At 71.2% G+C, this 15,232-nt stretch carries 18 protein-coding genes, 1 tRNA gene, 1 other RNA gene and 1 pseudogene; 12 read left to right on the top strand and 9 right to left on the bottom strand.

Annotated features, from left to right (window positions below; genetic code table 11):
• Window positions 1–6: 6 nt before the first annotated feature.
• Window positions 7–1,701 carry a long-chain-fatty-acid--CoA ligase gene (locus tag AB1K56_RS08235; protein WP_371205261.1) on the top strand — a complete coding sequence of 565 codons (1,695 nt, stop codon included), beginning with the start codon at window positions 7–9 and terminating at the stop codon, window positions 1,699–1,701.
• Window positions 1,702–1,832: 131 nt separating this feature from the next.
• On the opposite strand, the gene AB1K56_RS08230 is transcribed toward AB1K56_RS08235, so the two are convergent.
• From AB1K56_RS08230 to AB1K56_RS08220, 3 genes are read right to left on the bottom strand one after another with little or no spacing between them, the layout of a single operon-like run.
• Window positions 1,833–4,823: a bifunctional [glutamine synthetase] adenylyltransferase/[glutamine synthetase]-adenylyl-L-tyrosine phosphorylase gene (locus AB1K56_RS08230; RefSeq protein ID WP_371205260.1), complete on the bottom strand. Its 2,991-nt coding sequence runs from the start codon at window positions 4,821–4,823 to the stop codon at window positions 1,833–1,835.
• A gap of 10 nt (window positions 4,824–4,833) precedes the next feature.
• The gene (glnA, locus tag AB1K56_RS08225) at window positions 4,834–6,174 is read right to left on the bottom strand and encodes a type I glutamate--ammonia ligase (protein ID WP_136585609.1); all 1,341 of its coding nucleotides are present in this window, start codon (window positions 6,172–6,174) and stop codon (window positions 4,834–4,836) included.
• A gap of 45 nt (window positions 6,175–6,219) precedes the next feature.
• Window positions 6,220–6,402, bottom strand: coding sequence for an SPOR domain-containing protein (locus AB1K56_RS08220; protein WP_136585608.1), 183 nt, complete (start codon window positions 6,400–6,402; stop codon window positions 6,220–6,222).
• Window positions 6,403–6,498: 96 nt separating this feature from the next.
• Here AB1K56_RS08220 and ppgK point away from each other — a divergent pair, with 96 nt between their 5' ends.
• The 3 genes from ppgK to AB1K56_RS08205 are packed head-to-tail and all read left to right on the top strand — an operon-like array spanning window position 6,499 to window position 8,050.
• A complete protein-coding gene (gene ppgK / locus AB1K56_RS08215; RefSeq protein WP_371205259.1) occupies window positions 6,499–7,284 on the top strand; it encodes a polyphosphate--glucose phosphotransferase in 786 nt (261 codons plus the stop codon).
• Window positions 7,281–7,700: a hypothetical protein gene (locus tag AB1K56_RS08210; RefSeq protein WP_371205258.1), complete on the top strand. Its 420-nt coding sequence runs from the start codon at window positions 7,281–7,283 to the stop codon at window positions 7,698–7,700. The genes ppgK and AB1K56_RS08210 overlap by 4 nt, the downstream gene beginning before the upstream one ends.
• Window positions 7,682–8,050 (top strand): hypothetical protein, encoded by a 369-nt coding sequence (locus AB1K56_RS08205; RefSeq protein ID WP_371205257.1) that lies wholly within the window; start codon window positions 7,682–7,684, stop codon window positions 8,048–8,050. Before AB1K56_RS08210 ends, AB1K56_RS08205 begins: the two co-directional genes overlap by 19 nt.
• Before the next feature lie 4 nt (window positions 8,051–8,054).
• Here AB1K56_RS08205 and AB1K56_RS08200 read toward each other — a convergent pair whose 3' ends face one another.
• Window positions 8,055–8,342, bottom strand: coding sequence for a hypothetical protein (locus AB1K56_RS08200; protein ID WP_264630829.1), 288 nt, complete (start codon window positions 8,340–8,342; stop codon window positions 8,055–8,057).
• Window positions 8,343–8,516: 174 nt separating this feature from the next.
• On the opposite strand from AB1K56_RS08200, the gene AB1K56_RS08195 reads away from it, so the two are divergent.
• A complete protein-coding gene (locus tag AB1K56_RS08195; RefSeq protein ID WP_371205256.1) occupies window positions 8,517–8,750 on the top strand; it encodes a hypothetical protein in 234 nt (77 codons plus the stop codon).
• A 92-nt stretch (window positions 8,751–8,842) separates the two neighbouring features.
• Here AB1K56_RS08195 and rnpB read toward each other — a convergent pair.
• The 3 genes from rnpB to AB1K56_RS08180 all read right to left on the bottom strand — a co-directional run bounded on the left by rnpB (window position 8,843) and on the right by AB1K56_RS08180 (window position 11,695).
• Window positions 8,843–9,222: RNase P RNA component class A (gene rnpB / locus AB1K56_RS08190), an RNA gene on the bottom strand.
• Window positions 9,223–9,250: 28 nt separating this feature from the next.
• Window positions 9,251–10,951 carry a bifunctional 3'-5' exonuclease/DNA polymerase gene (locus tag AB1K56_RS08185; protein WP_371205255.1) on the bottom strand — a complete coding sequence of 567 codons (1,701 nt, stop codon included), beginning with the start codon at window positions 10,949–10,951 and terminating at the stop codon, window positions 9,251–9,253.
• 15 nt (window positions 10,952–10,966) lie between these two features.
• A complete protein-coding gene (locus AB1K56_RS08180; RefSeq protein ID WP_371205254.1) occupies window positions 10,967–11,695 on the bottom strand; it encodes a zinc ribbon domain-containing protein in 729 nt (242 codons plus the stop codon).
• 229 nt (window positions 11,696–11,924) lie between these two features.
• Here AB1K56_RS08180 and AB1K56_RS08175 point away from each other — a divergent pair.
• Window positions 11,925–11,997 (top strand) — tRNA-Val (locus tag AB1K56_RS08175).
• On the opposite strand, the gene AB1K56_RS08170 is transcribed toward AB1K56_RS08175, so the two are convergent.
• Entirely contained in the window at window positions 11,957–12,181 is a 225-nt protein-coding gene (locus AB1K56_RS08170) for a helix-turn-helix domain-containing protein (protein ID WP_371205436.1), read from the bottom strand. The two genes, AB1K56_RS08175 and AB1K56_RS08170, sit on opposite strands and share 41 nt — an antisense overlap.
• Window positions 12,182–12,351: 170 nt before the next feature.
• On the opposite strand from AB1K56_RS08170, the gene AB1K56_RS08165 reads away from it, so the two are divergent.
• Window positions 12,352–12,555, top strand: a complete 204-nt coding sequence (locus AB1K56_RS08165) for a helix-turn-helix domain-containing protein (protein WP_371205253.1) — start codon at window positions 12,352–12,354, stop codon at window positions 12,553–12,555.
• 46 nt (window positions 12,556–12,601) lie between these two features.
• Window positions 12,602–12,748, top strand: a pseudogene (locus AB1K56_RS08160) (helix-turn-helix domain-containing protein); the annotation flags it as partial.
• Between the two features lie 123 nt (window positions 12,749–12,871).
• Here the strand turns inward: AB1K56_RS08160 and AB1K56_RS08155 are convergent.
• On the bottom strand, window positions 12,872–13,183 hold the full coding sequence (locus tag AB1K56_RS08155) for a hypothetical protein (RefSeq protein WP_371205444.1): 312 nt from the start codon (window positions 13,181–13,183) through the stop codon (window positions 12,872–12,874).
• Window positions 13,184–13,278: 95 nt separating this feature from the next.
• Here AB1K56_RS08155 and AB1K56_RS08150 point away from each other — a divergent pair, with 95 nt between their 5' ends.
• From AB1K56_RS08150 to AB1K56_RS08135, 4 genes are read left to right on the top strand one after another with little or no spacing between them, the layout of a single operon-like run.
• Window positions 13,279–13,932, top strand: coding sequence for a phage antirepressor KilAC domain-containing protein (locus tag AB1K56_RS08150; protein WP_371205252.1), 654 nt, complete (start codon window positions 13,279–13,281; stop codon window positions 13,930–13,932).
• Between the two features lie 19 nt (window positions 13,933–13,951).
• Window positions 13,952–14,140, top strand: a complete 189-nt coding sequence (locus AB1K56_RS08145) for a hypothetical protein (RefSeq protein WP_371205251.1) — start codon at window positions 13,952–13,954, stop codon at window positions 14,138–14,140.
• Entirely contained in the window at window positions 14,137–14,967 is an 831-nt protein-coding gene (locus tag AB1K56_RS08140) for a hypothetical protein (protein ID WP_371205250.1), read from the top strand. Before AB1K56_RS08145 ends, AB1K56_RS08140 begins: the two co-directional genes overlap by 4 nt.
• Window positions 14,964–15,206, top strand: coding sequence for a hypothetical protein (locus AB1K56_RS08135; protein ID WP_371205249.1), 243 nt, complete (start codon window positions 14,964–14,966; stop codon window positions 15,204–15,206). Before AB1K56_RS08140 ends, AB1K56_RS08135 begins: the two co-directional genes overlap by 4 nt.
• The last annotated feature ends 26 nt before the right edge of the window (window positions 15,207–15,232 follow it).

Genomic DNA, 15,232 nt, shown 5'->3' with positions numbered 1-15,232 from the left:
GGAGGCATGCCGGACTCCCCTTACGCCTCGCGACCGTGGTCGACCTCGTACGCCGAGGGCGTGCCGCTCGAGATCGACGCCCCCTCGCAGACGCTGCCCGAGATGCTCGCCGCCTCCGTCGCGCGGTTCGGCAAGAAGACCGCGCTCGAGTTCTTCGGCGCGGCCACCACCTACCGCGAGCTCGGTGAGCAGGTCGCGCGGGCGGCGGAAGGGCTGCGCCGCCTCGGGGTCCGCGCCGACGATCGGGTGGCGCTGGTCCTGCCCAACTCGCCGCAGCACGTGGTCGGTTTCTACGCGGCACTGCGACTCGGGGCCATCGTCATCGAGCACAATCCGCTCTACACGCCGCGAGAGCTGCGCCATCAGTTTGAAGACCACGGTGCACGCTTCGCCATCGTGTGGGACAAGCTGGCCGACACGGTCGCCGAGTTCCCCTCCGACCTCGCTCTCGAGCACATCGTGAGCGTCGACATCACCGCCGCCCTGCCCCTCGCCCAGCGTCTCGCCCTCCGCCTGCCCGTCGCGAAGGCACGAGCGGCGCGCGCTCAGCTGACCGCCCGCCCCGCGTCGCGGCGTCCCATCGCGTGGAAGACGCTGCTCACTCACGGCTCGCTCTCGCGCAAGCACGCGGGGCCGGTGCTCGACGACATCGCGCTCCTGCAGTACACCAGCGGCACGACCGGAAGCCCGAAGGGTGCCGTGCTCACCCACGCCAACCTGCGCGCGAACGCCATGCAGGGGCGCGCGTGGGTCCCGGGGCTGCGCGACGGCGAAGAGACCTTCTACGGGGTGCTGCCCCTCTTCCACGCCTACGGTCTCACGCTGTGCCTCACCTTCGCGATGAGTATCGGCGCGAAGCTCGTACTCTTCCCGAAGTACGACCTCGACCTGGTCGTCGCCGCCTCGAAGAAGAGCCCGCCCACCTTCCTTCCCGCCGTGCCGCCCATCTACGACCAGCTCGCCCGCGCGGCCGCGCGCGGAGCGATCGATCTGAAGAGCGTGCGCTTCGCGATCTCGGGGGCGATGAGCCTGCCCGTCGCCACCGTCGACCGCTGGGAGGCGGCCACCGGGGGTCTGCTCGTCGAGGGCTACGGCATGACCGAGTCGTCGCCGGTGGCCCTGGGCAATCCGATCGGTCCCTCACGGCGCCCCGGCACGGTGGGTGTGCCGTTCCCCAGCACCGAGATCCGGGTGGTCGACCCCGAAGATCCGCGCGTCGACCTCCCCCTGGGCGAACCCGGCGAGCTGCTCCTGCGCGGTCCGCAGGTGTTCCAGGGCTACTGGAACCGCCCCTCCGACACGGCGGCGACGCTGCTCGCCGGCGGGTGGCTGCGCACGGGAGACATCGCCTCGGTCTCCCCCGACGGGTTCGTGACGATCGTCGACCGGTTGAAAGAGATCATCATCACGGGCGGCTTCAACGTCTCGCCGAGCGAGGTCGAAGACGTGCTCACCTCCCACCCCGACATCGCCGGTGCGGCGGTGGTCGCCCTGCCCAAATCGAGCGGCGGCGAAGACGTCGCGGCCGCGATCGTGCTGCGCGAGGGCGTGCAGGTCGAACCCGAGGCGATCCGCGACTTCTGCAAGCAGCGGCTCGCGGCGTACAAGGTCCCCCGCCGCGTGGTCGTCGTCGACGACCTGCCGCGCTCGCTCATCGGGAAGGTCCAGCGGCGCGAGGTGCGCGAGCGTCTGATGTCCTGAGGAGGCATGAGGCGACGGCCGGGCCGAGACGGCATGCTCGGGACGCGAGCGCCTCACGCACGGAGAACACCGGCGACGACCGGGACCGAACCGCGTGGCATCCATCGAGCGACGGATGCCACGCGGGCTGCTCAGCCGTAGAACAGCTTGTCGAACACGCGACGGGCTCGCCGGGTCGCGCCGAGGTAGTCCTCCTCGACCTGCGTGGCCGACCGGGGAGGGTATTCGAGGATGCGGCCGATGCCGTCGAGCCGCCCGCGGTCGACGGGGAGGATGTCACTGGTCTGACCCGACAGCAGCGTGTTGGCCGAGCGCAGGCGGCTGGCCAGGTGCCACGCGGCCGCGAGCTTCTCGCTCGCGTCGACGTCGACGAGACCCGCGCGCGTCGCAGCTTCGAGCGCGCCCAGCGTCGACGTCGTGCGCATCTCGGGCACCGTGCGCGCGTGCTGCAGCTGCAGCAGTTGCACGAGCCACTCGACGTCGCTGAGCGACCCCGGCCCGAGCTTCAGGTGACGTGCGGGGTCGGCGCCCTGCGGCAGCCTCTCGTTCTCGACGCGTGCCTTGATGCGGCGGATCTCGCGCAGCCCGTTCTGATCGGCGGAGACCGGGTACCGCACCTCGTCGGCGAGTTCGAGAAACGACCGGATGAGCTTGACGCTACCCGCGACCCCTCGGGCGCGCAGCAGCGCCTGCGCCTCCCACGACAGCGACCACCGGCGGTAGTACTCGGCGTAGGCCTCGATCGAACGCGCCAGCGGACCGCTGCGTCCCTCGGGCCGCAGCTCGGCGTCGAGGTCGAGCGGCAGACGGTGATCCTCGGACTGCTCGCGCAGGCCGGCCACGAGCTTGAGCGCCAGCTGGCTCGCGCGCTGCGGGTCGACGCCGTTCGCGCGGTAGACGTACATCACATCGGCATCCGACCCGAATCCGAGCTCGCGGCCGCCGAAGCGTCCCATGGCGATGACCGCGAAGTCGAGATCGTCGTCTTCGGGAGGCACCACGACCCGACGCACCGCGCGCAGCGTGGCCTGGATCGTCACCTCGGTGATCGTGGTGAGGGCGTCGGAGAGCTCCTCGAGCGACACGGTGCCCAGCACGGCGGCCATGGCGACCCGCAGCATCTCGCGTCGCCGCAGCGCCCGAACGGACCGCATCGCGTCGTCGATGTTCTGCCACCGGGTCTGGATCGCCCGCGCCTCGTCTTCGAGCGCCTTGCCGGAGCGCGGACGCAGGAGGGCGTCGTCGTCGAGCCACGCGACCGACTCGGGGATCCACTCCATCAGCTCGCCGATGTAGCGCGAACCCGACAGCACGCGCGTGAGGCTCTCGGCGGCGCCGGCGGAATCGCGCAGCATCCGCAGGAACCACGGAGTGTTGCCGAGCCGCTCGCTGATACGGCGGAACACGAGCAGCCCGTAATCGGGGTCGACGCCGTCGGCGAACCACCGGATCATGATCGGCATGAGGTGCCGCTGGATCGTCGCCTTGCGGCTCAGACCACTCGTGAGCGCGGCGATGTGGCGCAGGGCGCCCGCGGGGTCGCGGAATCCGATCGCGGCCAGTCGATCGCGCGCCTGCTCGGTCGACAGCGTCCGCTCCCCCTCCGGGAGGGCGGCGACCGCCGAGAGCAGCGGGCGGTAGAACAGGCGCACGTGGATGTCGCGGACCTCGCGCTTGATGCCTTCCCAGACGGCCTGGATCCCGGATGCCGAGTCGGCGAGCCGCGTCGCCCGCGCGAGCACGCGCAGGTCGTCGTCCTTCTCGGGCAGCAGGGCCGTGCGGCGGAGCCCCCGCAGTTGCAGACGGTGCTCGAGAAGGCGCAGCTGACGGTAGTTGCGGGCGAACGCCTCGGCCTCGCTCCGGCCGATGTAGCCCTCCGCGACGAGCGCGTCGAGCGCTTCGAGCGTCCCCCGCTGGCGGATGCGTTCGTCGGTCAGCCCGTGCACGAGCTGCAGCAGCTGCACGGTGAACTCGACGTCGCGGATGCCGCCGGGGCCGAGCTTGAGCTGACGGTTGACCTCCGCCGCGGGGATGTGGTCGGTCACCCGCTCGCGCATGCGCTGGACGCCCTCGACGAAGTTCTCGCGCGCCGCGCTGTGCCAGACGAGCGGCTGCACCGCGGCGACGTACTCGGCGCCCAGGGTCGTGTCGCCCGCGATCGCACGCGCCTTGAGCAGCGCCTGGAACTCCCAGCTCTTCGCCCACCGCGCGTAGTACTGCTGATGCGAGGCGAGGCTGCGCACGAGGGCTCCCTGCTTGCCCTCGGGGCGCAGGTTGGGATCGACCTCCCAGAGGGGCGGCTCGATCTCGGCGCCCGAGATGCCGCGCATCGTCTGCACGGCCAGGCGCGTGCCGATGTCGATCGCGCGCGCCTCCGACACCACGTCTTCGTCGGCGGAGCCCCCCACGAAGATCACGTCGACGTCGCTGACGTAGTTGAGCTCGCGCGCGCCGGTCTTGCCCATCGCGATGATCGAGAAGCGCGTCGCCGCCACCTGCTCACGGGGGAAGCACCCGGGCCCCGACCCCGCGACGCGCGCCCGCGCGACGCTGAGCGAGGCCTCGAGGGCCGCTCCCGCGAGGTCGGCGAGCGACGCGGAGACCACGTCGATGGCGGCCGCCGGGTCGTCCTGGCCGAGGTCGTACGCCGCGATGCGAGCGAGCAGCCGCCGGTACCTCACCCGCAGGGCCACCCAGGCGGCATCCGTCGCGTCGGCCGCGAAGCCGTCGTCGTCTCCCACGGATGCCAACAGCTCCGCGCGCATGGTCGGCTCGTCGGGCAGGGTCAGACCCGCCCCCGACAGGTGCACGAGCTCGTCGGGATGCCGGAGGTAGAACTCCGCGAAGCCGTCGGAGGCCCCGACGATGTCCCACAGCGCGCGCCAGGCTCCCGCGTCGGCGGCCGCGCGGCGGACGGCGTCGGCATCCCGACGCGCGACCTGCAGGACCGCCCGGAGCGCGCGATCGGGATCCGCCACGCGCTGCGCGAGCTGCATGGCATCCGCCCGATCGACGCCGACCGACTCCTCGAGCTCACCGAGCAGGGTGTCTGCTTCGGTGAGCTGCGAGAAGCCGGTGCGGGCGAGGGCGGTGAGCGCGGTGGAACGGTCGCCCGAGGTCATCGTTCGCTCGTCAGAGCGCTTCGAGGTTGCTCGCGAGCTCGAACGGCGTCACCTGCGCGCGGTACTGCTGCCACTCGCGGCGCTTGTTGAGCAGCACGTACTTGAAGACGGTCTCGCCCAGCGTCTCGGCGACGAGCTCGGACTCCTCGAGGTACTCGAGGGCGTGGTCGAGGCTCGCGGGCAGCGGCGCGTACCCCAGCGCGCGGCGCTCGGCGTCGCTGAGCGACCAGACGTTGTCTTCGGCCTCGGCGGGGAGCTCGTACTCCTCTTCGATGCCCTTGAGGCCGGCCGCGAGCATGAGCGCGTACGACAGGTACGGGTTCGCCGCGGAGTCGAGGGCGCGGTACTCGACGCGCGTCGACTGGCCCTTGTTCGGCTTGTACAGCGGCACGCGCACGAGCGCCGAGCGGTTGTTGTGGCCCCAGCAGATGAAGCTCGGGGCTTCGTCGCCGCCCCACAGGCGCTTGTACGAGTTGACGAACTGGTTCGTCACGGCCGAGATCTCGTTCGCGTGGCGCAGGAGGCCCGCGATGAAGTGCCGGCCCACCTTCGACAGCTGGTACTGCGCGCCCTCTTCATAGAACGCGTTCATGTCGCCCTCGAACAGCGAGAGGTGCGTGTGCATGCCGCTGCCGGGCTGCCCGCTGATGGGCTTGGGCATGAAGGTGGCGTACACGCCCTGCTCGATCGCGACCTCCTTCACCACGGTGCGGAAGGTCATGATGTTGTCGGCCGTGGTCAGGGCGTCGGCGTACCGCAGGTCGATCTCGTTCTGTCCCGGTCCGCCCTCGTGGTGGCTGAACTCCACCGAGATGCCGAGGTCCTCGAGCATGCGCACCGAGCGGCGACGGAAGTCGTGCGCGGTGCCGCCGGGGACGTTGTCGAAGTAGCCCGCCGAGTCGACCGGCTGCGGCTTGCCGTCGGGGCCGAGCTGCGACGACTTCAGCAGGTAGAACTCGATCTCGGGGTGCGTGTAGAACGTGAACCCCGCGTCGGCGGCCTTGGCCAGGGTGCGCTTGAGCACGTGACGGGGGTCGGCGACGGCTGGCTGTCCGTCGGGCGTCGTGATGTCGCAGAACATGCGCGCCGTGGGGTCGATCTCTCCCCGCCACGGCAGGATCTGGAACGTCGTGGGGTCGGGGTGGGCGAGGAGGTCGGACTCGTAGGAGCGGGTCAGGCCCTCGATCGCCGATCCGTCGAAGCCGAGGCCCTCGGTGAAGGCCCCCTCCACCTCGGCCGGCGCGATCGCCACCGACTTGAGCGTGCCGACCACGTCGGTGAACCACAGGCGGACGAACTTGACGCCGCGCTCCTCGATCGTGCGCAGGACGAAATCGCGCTGCTTGTCCATCGTCATCCTTCGTTTCGGGGGCAGTCGGTGGGTCGGGCCCGACTCTCAGTCGTCCTGGGCCTCTTCGTCGGCCCACTGCTTGGCGCGCTGCTTGAGCAGCTGCGGAGCCGCGGCGGCCTCTTCGGCGGTGTCGAACGGTCCGGCGCGGTCGATCGCGGGCGACTCGTACCCCTTCTCGACCTGTCCGGTCTCGAGGTTGTACCAGTACTTCTCATTCTCGTCGCTCACGATGGCTCCTCCCGTGCGTTCGCGAATCGGCGCGGAACCGCCGGTGCTCTCCTGATCCTACTGATGCCGACCCCGCGCCTGGATAGGCTGAGGGGTATGGCAACGAATGCGTCTCGTGCGGTCGGAGTGGACATCGGCGGAACCGGCATCAAGGCCGGAATCGTCGATCTGGATGCCGGGGAGCTCATCAGCGACCGGGTGAAGGTCGCCACTCCGGAGGGCGCGGAACCCGCCGACGTGCTCGCCGCGGTGAAGCAGGTGCTCGAGACGCTCGAGGCCCCCGCCGATCTGCCGCTCGGCGTCGCGTTCCCCGCGATCGTCAAGGGCGGGCGCACGCTGTCGGCGGCGAACGTGTCGAAGTCGTGGATCGGCTTCGAGGCCGAGAAGTTCTTCGAGCAGGGCCTGTCGCGCGACATTCACTTCGCCAACGACGCCGACGTGGCCGGTATCGCCGAGGTGCGCTACGGCGCGGCGAAGGGGATCGAGGGTCTCGTGATCCTCACCACCCTGGGCACCGGCATCGGTTCGGCCATGATCTACGACGGCGTCCTCGTCCCGAACAGCGAGCTGGGGCACCTGCAGCGCGCCGGACACAAGAAGGATGCCGAGCACTTCGCTGCCTACTCCGCGCTCGAGCGCGAAGAGCTGTCGTGGGAGAAGTGGGCCAAGCGGCTGCAGTGGTACTACGACTACGTCGAGTTCCTCTTCAGCCCCGACCTCATCGTCGTCGGCGGTGGCGTGTCGAAGCACTCCGAGCACTTCCTGCCCCTGCTGAACCTGCGTGCGCCGATCGTCCCCGCGAAGCACCGCAACAACGCCGGCATCATCGGTGCGGCCTCGCTCGCGGTGCCGGTTCCCGAGGCGCTGCCCGCCGTCAAGTGAGGCGCGGGGCGGGCGGCATCCTGATGCTCGCCGCGGGTGCCGTCGCCACGCTGACCGCCTGTTCGCCGGCCGCGGAGGCCGCGCCGTCCGGGACGGGATACATCGTGAGCGAGCGGGGGTGGTGGAGCGACGCCGACTCCGACGAGGTCGAGACGGCGCGACCGCAGGTCGCGGTAGAGACGGCGCCTGCCGAATTCGTGGCCGCCGTCCGCGCGGGGCTCCCGGAAGACAGCCCCGTGCAGGCGTTGCCCGATGAAGCGCTCGAGGAAGTCGGCCAGGACTTCTGCTTCCTCGCGGTCGAGGTCGACGACAGACCGTCTCTTCCCGAGGCCGTCGCGGGTGTCTCGCTCTCGCCCGGCGACGACCGGGTGATCGCCGACGCGGCGCGGAGCGTGCTGTGCCCGAGCGACGACTGATGCGGGTGACCGCGCGCCGGGCGTTGGCGGCCCTTCTCGTCGTCGGGGCGATCGTGTCGATCTCGCTCGAGTACGCGGAGGCGGCGGCCGTTCCCCGGTTCTCCCTCGCCACGGTGCCGCCCGATCCGGGTGGCTTCCTGGCCGAGGTGCGCGCCGGCGCCCCGCGCGGGGGTGTCGTCGCGGTCTCCCGGGACGACACGGTGCTCTCCGCGGGGTGGAAGTACTGCTCTGCTCACGCGCAGATGCAGCCCGGATCGTCGGCGGTCGTTGCGGTCGGAAAAAGACAGCTCACGGACGGCGCGGAGATCGGGATCGTCGCGCGGGCCGCTCTCGCCTCCCTGTGCCCCTGATCTCTCACGCCGCCGCGTCGCGCACGCTCACCGCGTTGCGCCACACCACCGGCGCCCAGTGACCGCCCTCGCAGGGCACCTCCAGCATGACCACGCGATCGTTACCGCCGGTCGCCCAGGCCGGCTCGCGCGTCGCGGCGCGATTGGGCCACGTCACCCAGGCCCACACGGCGCGCTTCTGCGCGTACCACTCGATGGGTCGGGAGCCCCAGGTCTCGGGCTGGAGCGTGCAGGGAGCGATGGATGCCAGCACGCGCGCGACCATCTCGTCGCTGACTCTCGTCGACCCCATGCACCGGCTCCCTTCCCCGGCCGAGATCGAGTGTAGAACATATGTCCGACACTCGCCCCGGCACGTCCCACGCCCCTACCGAATCGGCGCGCCCGCCGTCAAACGGATGCCGCGCGGGAGCCCGGCCCCCTAGCGTCGAGCGCATCGATGCACACGACACAGAGGGGGAACATCGTGAGCAATGACTACAGCGGCGCCGCCGCGGGGCTCGGAATCGGCGTCCTGATCGTCGGATTCCTCGCCTACATCGCGATCCTGGCGCTCGCGATCTGGATCGGGTACCTGATCATGCGCACGGCCGTGAGGAACGGCATCCTGCGCGCCGATGAGGAGCGCGCTCGGCGCGGACTCGCCGGAGGGGGCATGGCGCCTCCGCCCACGGGCCCCGGGTACAGCTCGGGCGCCTGAGACCACCGCACGGCATGATGGCCCCGTCGCTCTTCGGAGCGGGCGGGGCCATCGTGCTGTGTCGTGCTGTGCTGCGCTGTGTTGTCGAGGGGCGAATGGGCCGGCCTGTACGCCGGGTTCTGTCCGGGAGGCGTTCCGACGAGCGGGACGTCTCCGTGGACGGTCATCTCTCTCGGCGACACGTTGCCGTGCCGCTCCAGCGGCCTACCCGGGGACTCGGCGAGCCGCGTCTGCATCCCCTGTCTGGCCTTGCTCCGGACGAGGTTTACCTCGCGGGTCGTGTCACCACGACCCCGGTGGTCTCTTACACCACCCTTTCACCCTTACTCGCGCCGTGAAGCGCGGGCGGTCTGCTCTCTGTGGCACTGTCTCGCGGATCACTCCGGGTGGGCGTTACCCACCGTCCTGCCCTGTGGAGCCCGGACGTTCCTCGGCACGGGCGAACCCGTGACGCGACCGTCCAGCCGACCCATTCGCTCCGTCGAGTCTACGCGGGTCGCTCAGCCCTTCTCGGCCGTCTCGCCGATGCGCAGGTCGAGGGGGAAGTCGATCGGGAACGTCCCGAACAGCAGTCGACCCGCGGATGCCGCGGATGCGCGCACGGCGTCCGCGACGGCGTCGGCGTGCGCGAGGGGCGTGTGCACGACGATCTCGTCGTGAAGGAAGAACGCCAGGTGCGGCACCCGCGCGAACACCGGACCCGACGCGGGCGCCGCGTGGGCGGCATCCACGGCCGGAAAAGCGGCGAGACGCGCGCGCAGATCGGCGAGCCACGCGAGGGCCCACTCGGCGGCCGTGCCCTGCACGACGAAGTTGCGGGTGAACCGGCCCCGATCGCGCGCCGAGCGGCGGGCGCGGTTCTCGTCGACTCCGGATGCCGCGGCGTCGCTCGCGCGCGACTGAAGGTGCTGCCAGGCCTCTCCCGCGGCGGGTGAGGTGCGTCCGAGCCACGTGCGCACCACTCCCCCGTCCTCGCCGACGCGCGCCGCGTCGTCGACGAGCCGCATCGCCCGCGGGAAGGTGCGGCGCAGCCGCGGAAGGAGCCGACCGCTCTCCCCCGTGGTGGCGCCGTACATGGCGCCGAGCATCGCGAGCTTGGCCTCGGCGCGGCTGGCGACGGCTCCGCGTTCGACGATGCCGGCGTAGAGATCGCGACCGGATGCCGCTTCGGCCAACGCCGTGTCGCGCGCCATCGCCGCCAGGACGCGGGGTTCGAGCTGCGCCACGTCAGCTGTGACGAGCGTCCATCCCGGGTCGGCGCGGACGGCCGTGCGTAGCGCGCGGGGGATCTGCAGGGCGCCCCCACCCGACGACGCCCACCGGCCGGTGACCACTCCGGCGGGGACGTACACGGGGCGGAAGCGGTCGTCCTGCACCCACTCCTGCAGCCACGCCCAGCCGTTGGCCGTGTAGAGGCGCATGAGCTTCTTGTAGGCGATGAGCGGGGCGACGGCGGGGTGATCGTGCTCGGCCAGTTCCCACCGACTGGTCGAGTTCACGAGCAGGCCCGCCCGGTGCAGCGATCGCAGCAGCCGCGGTTGCGAGTCGAGCGACGCCGTGGGGTCGTCGAGGGCGGCGCGCACGACCGCGGCCGTGCGCTCGATGCGCTCCGGCAGGCCTCCCCCGCGTCGTCCGCCGAGCTCGCGCTCGAGCATCTCCTCGTGTGCGCGACGGCTCCACGGCACGCCCGCCGCGTGCAGTTCGGCGGCGATCAGGGCGCCCGCGGACTCCGCGGCGCACAGCAGACGGAGTGCTCCCGGAGCCGCGGCCGAGGCGAGGGCGCCGAGCTGGCGGTGATACTCGGCGGCGACCGCGTCGAGCGTGTCGGGCAGGGCGGTCGGGCTGTCGCCGAGGTCGAAGAGCGTGTCGGTCGTCGCGGGAGCCGAGATGCCGGCATCCCACTCCCGGTGGGCGCGGAGTCCGTGATCGTCGACGACGTCGTGGGCGTCGCGCAGGATGCCGTGCGCCAGGCGCACGTCCCAGGCGCGGGCGACCCGGACGCCCGCCGCGAGCAGCGCCGGGTAGACGGATGCCGTGTCGGCCCAGATCCAGCGGACCTCTCCTCGCGCCTCGCGGTCGGCGACGGCGTCGGCGAGGCGGTCGGAGGGAACCTCCTCGGGCGGGAGGGCCTCACCCCCGAGGGTCAGGAGAGCGAGGGAGCCGGAACCGGTGCGCCCGACGACGACAGCGTCAGACGCCATGGGTGCCGGGTGGGGTCACCGGGATTCTTCGGTGCGGACGAGGATCGCCCCGCACTCGGGGCACAACACGACCTCGTCGGTCTGCGCGCGGCGCACCGTCGCGAGATCGCTCGGCGGGAGCACCATGCGACAGGCTTCGCACGCCCCGGCCCGCAGCAGGCCGGCGCCGTTGCCCCGCGAGGCGAGACGCTCGTACAGCCCCAGCAGGTCGGAGGGAACGGATGCCGCCACGGCGTCGCGATCGCGACGGGCGCCCTCGAGGCGCGTGGTCGCGTCGGACACGGTGGTCTTGGCCTCGGCGCTGAGCTGGGCGCCCTGCGCGTTGGTGTCGGCGATCAGCGACTCCTGCTCGGCGACGGCGGCATCCGCTGCCTCGAGACGCTCCATGAGGGCGATATGCATGTCTTCGAGGTCGCTCTTGCGCCGCTTCAGCGACACGAGTTCGCTCTCGAAGCCCTGCGCCTGCTTCGGGTTCGACGACGCGGCGAGACGCTCGGTGTCGCGGGCGATGCGGGCGTCGACCACGGCGACGTCGGACTCGAGACGCTTCAGCTCGGCGGTGATGTCGTCGCGCGCGTTGGCCCGGGTGCCGAGCTCTTGCGACAGCGTGGCCCGCTGGGCGATGAGCTCGCGCACGCGCTCCGCCTGCGGAGGGTTCGCCGCGACGCGCTCGTCCCGACGGATGCGGGCGTCGAGGTCGGCGAGATCGAGCAGTTTGCGCTGGTCGGCGGGATCGGCATTCACGGCTCCCACGCTACCCCGGCCCCCCGACATCGGCGCACGCGCGGACAGCGCGGCCGGCGCGCCCCGCGCGCCCGGCGCCGAGATCACACCTTCGGCGCGAGATCACCGCGTAGGGCCGCGCTCTTCGGTGCGATTTCGCGCCGAACGTGTGATCTCGCGCGCGTCGCCCGGCGATCGCAGCGGCGGGTGCGCACGCGGCGGGGGCTCGCGGATAGACTCGGGGCATCCCGGGCCTTTAGCTCAGCTGGTAGAGCGCCACGTTTACACCGTGGATGTCGTCGGTTCGATCCCGGCAGGGCCCACCGGAGCAGCACCTGTCTCGCCAAAGAGGTAGGCGACGCTCGTGTCGAGCTCGGCGGCCAGGTCGACCACTTCCTGCAGCGCCCAGCCATTTTTTCCGCGGAGCTTCTTGCCGAACGCGGTGGGCTCGATGCCGAGCGCCTCCGCGACGGCGCCCTGCGTGCGGCCGGAAGCCCAGATCAGCATGTGCGCGCGCTCGCCGAGGCGGGCGTCAGCTTCACGCGAGGCGGTGCGTCGAGTGCGGGGTGCAACGGCGGTGGAAGTCATGGAATGACCGTATCGGTCAAAACGGACAGATAGCAAGTAATCCGGCCAAATCGCTTGAAACGGACTAATTGTCATGTAGTGTCCTCCGCATGCCGCAGATGACTAACAGTCCGGAACCGGACTCTCAGCCCGAGTTCATCACGCCGCGCGAAGCAGCACGGATCGCATTCCTCACCCCGCGTAGCCTCTCCCGTCTCGCCGACGAGGGCAAGATCGAGGCGCGCCGACCCGGAAAGCACCGCCGCTACCGCCGGTCCGACGTCGAAGCGCTCGCCGCGGACGGTGCGTCGTAGCGGCGGCGCGGTGGATCGCGTGATCGGACGCAACGTGTGGCTCATCATGCAGGACCGTGGCGTTACCGCTCGCCAGCTGGCAGCGGACATCGGCATGAACGAGTCGGCGCTGTCGCGGCGACTGCGCGGTGAGAGGGGCTGGCGCCCACAGCATCTCATCGACGTAGCCCGACACCTCAAAGTGACGGTCGTCGATCTCTACGGAGCCGACGCGACGGACCAACTGCCGGCGCACGGTCGGCCGTTCTGTGACGCTCACCCTGCCGGGACGTCGAAACCCTGCCGAGACTGCGGACGAGCTCGTCTCGCGGCGGCCTTACGACAGGCGGACCTGCACGCCGAGCAGCCGCCCTCCGTCGAGGAAAACGGTCCGGCCGGGCAACCGAATGGACCGGGAGTCGCTTCCAACCTCGGCGATCTTCAGGGCAAGCCGCGCTGTGTTCTCCGCGTTCACATCCCCCAGCCGTCGACCGCTGAGGTAGACGCTGACGGTCGGCTCGAGACGGTTGGCGAGCAGACGCACATCGACCTCGACATCTCGCTCTCCCTTGCCGACGAGGTGTTGGTACGTGCTGGCGCCACGGACGTAGGCCCACATGTCCGTGTTCAGATCGGCCTCAGGCTGCACGGCGGGTCGTCTCCCTCTCCCGAAGATCCGCTCCCAAATGCTCACGAGGTGCCTCCATTCGATGGTCGTGCGGGCGAGCCTATCGGCGGCGCATCGTGAACGGCCCGACGGCGCAGCTGCAGACCCGCGACGTGCTCGCCCGCAGCGCCGCTCTCGTCCAGCCCCGTCGCCTCGTCGCGCGGATGCCGCGGCGCGGTGACCTTCGCATCACGATCGACGGGCCCTACACCTACCTGAACATCGGCGACCTCGAGCACCTCGTCGATGACTCCGTCGTTGGTGGCGATGACCGCGGCGTCGCGACGCTGCCCGACGCGCTCGACTGGGCGCGCGACCGCGGCCCCCGCGGCGTCGAGGTCGCCGACTGGGTGCAGGAGTTCCTCGCTGGCGTCGACGACGTCGTGCTCGAGCAGGCGCACCGCATCCCCTCGTTCGTCGACGCCGTCACCGTCCGCAAGGCTGCGCAGTTGCTGGATGCCGACCCCGCCATCTCGATCGGTCAGACGACCCTCTTCGAGCACATGGCCCTCATCGGGTGGATCCACCGCACGGGCGCGGATGCCGCGTGGCAGCTGACCGACATCGCCCGCCGCTTCGACTGGCTCACCACGCGCACGGTCATCGTGCGCCGCAAGCGCTACCCGCAGGTCTACGTGACCGCGCGCGGTCTCGCCGCTCTGCAGCGGTCCCTGCACGGCATCGCGGGCCCGCCCGCCGAGCCGGCCCCGCAACCGACCCTCTTCGACTGACACACCGGAGACACACACCATGAAGACCCGAAACCTGCTCGAGATCGAGCACCCCGCCCTGCCGTGGCTGCTGACCCCGGCGCTCCTCGCGCTCGTCCTGCTTCTCGGCGTGCTCTCCGTGCACGTGCCCGTCGCGGCCGCTGTGCTCGCCGTGCTCGTCGGTGCGCTGCTGCTCGTCGCGTTCTTCCGGATGGGGCGCCGCTCGTGAGCGCCGAACGGACGGCGCCCGTGTGCACGTGCGTCGAGGATGTCGTGTGCGGCGCCTGCATGTCGGGCGCGGTTACCCCCGGCGTCCCGGCGGATGCCGACGAAGACGTGCACAAGTGCCCGCCGGAGCACCGTCACGGCGAAGACGCGAACTGCTACACGAACCACCGGTGCCGGTGCGACGGATGCCGCACCTACGCCCGCGAGCACCGCTACTGGCTGTTCCACCTGCACCGCGCCGGCAAGCTGTCTCCCGGTGCGGCGCTCGACGCCCGCGGCGTCCGCCGCCGCCTCGAAGCGCTCATGGCGATCGGGTGGAGCATGCCCGCCGTCGCCGAACGCGTCGGCGTGCACCGCTCCCTGGCGCTCCGCTGGCTCGAGGCCGACGCCGTCGAAGCGTCGACCATCACCCGCGTCTCCGCCGTCTACGAGCAGCTGCGCGCCGAGCAGCCCCCCGCCGACACGCACATCCAGCGCGGCATCGCGAACCGCACCCGACGCCTCGCCGCCGAACGCGGCTACGTGGACCCCGCCTGGTGGGTCTACATCGACACCGACGACGACCCGACCGCCGACGACGACGCCGAGATCATCGACGTCGTCGCCATCGAGCTCGCCGTGGGCGGCGCCCGCGTAGCCCTCACCACGCACGAACGACACGAGGCCGTCCGCCAGCTCAACGCCCGCGGCTACTACGACACCGTCATCGCCCGCATGCTGAGCGTCGACCAGAAGACCATCGCCCGCGACCGCGAGCTCCTCGACCTCCCCACCATCACCCCCACCATCCACGCGGACCGCGCCACACAGAAAGCGCTCGCCGCGTGACCGGGCAGGCTCGCCGCCCGGAGACGCTGCGGTGGATGGTGCGGCGCACGCGCGTCTCGAGCGGACGCCGCGCGGGGATGACGGCGTGGGTCGCGTTCCGGTATCGCTGGGTGCGCATGTTCGGTGTGCCCACCCGGCACACGGAGGCTGTGCTCGGGCTGTTCCCGACGCTCGAGGAGGCCGCCGACCGCGCGCGTCGCGATTGCGCGATGTTCTACGACGAGCGGTCGCGGCCGTGAGCGGCCGTCCCGAGCGGGCGATGGTC

It is taken from the genome of Microbacterium sp. BWR-S6Y, assembly GCF_041379845.1.
Classification (GTDB): domain Bacteria; phylum Actinomycetota; class Actinomycetes; order Actinomycetales; family Microbacteriaceae; genus Microbacterium; species Microbacterium hydrothermale.
This window is presented reverse-complemented; position numbering and strand designations above follow the sequence as displayed.

Bases quoted from the DNA above. Each gene is read 5' to 3' on its own strand.
- AB1K56_RS08235 (WP_371205261.1), top strand. From the start codon at position 7: ATGCCGGACTCCCCTTACGCCTCGCGACCGTGGTCGACCTCGTACGCC.
- AB1K56_RS08230 (WP_371205260.1), bottom strand. From the start codon at position 4,823: ATGACCTCGGGCGACCGTTCCACCGCGCTCACCGCCCTCGCCCGCACC.
- glnA (WP_136585609.1), bottom strand. From the start codon at position 6,174: ATGGACAAGCAGCGCGATTTCGTCCTGCGCACGATCGAGGAGCGCGGC.
- ppgK (WP_371205259.1), top strand. From the start codon at position 6,499: ATGGCAACGAATGCGTCTCGTGCGGTCGGAGTGGACATCGGCGGAACC.
- AB1K56_RS08200 (WP_264630829.1), bottom strand. From the start codon at position 8,342: ATGGGGTCGACGAGAGTCAGCGACGAGATGGTCGCGCGCGTGCTGGCA.
- AB1K56_RS08185 (WP_371205255.1), bottom strand. From the start codon at position 10,951: ATGGCGTCTGACGCTGTCGTCGTCGGGCGCACCGGTTCCGGCTCCCTC.
- AB1K56_RS08170 (WP_371205436.1), bottom strand. From the start codon at position 12,181: ATGCTGATCTGGGCTTCCGGCCGCACGCAGGGCGCCGTCGCGGAGGCG.
- AB1K56_RS08165 (WP_371205253.1), top strand. From the start codon at position 12,352: ATGCCGCAGATGACTAACAGTCCGGAACCGGACTCTCAGCCCGAGTTC.
- AB1K56_RS08145 (WP_371205251.1), top strand. From the start codon at position 13,952: ATGAAGACCCGAAACCTGCTCGAGATCGAGCACCCCGCCCTGCCGTGG.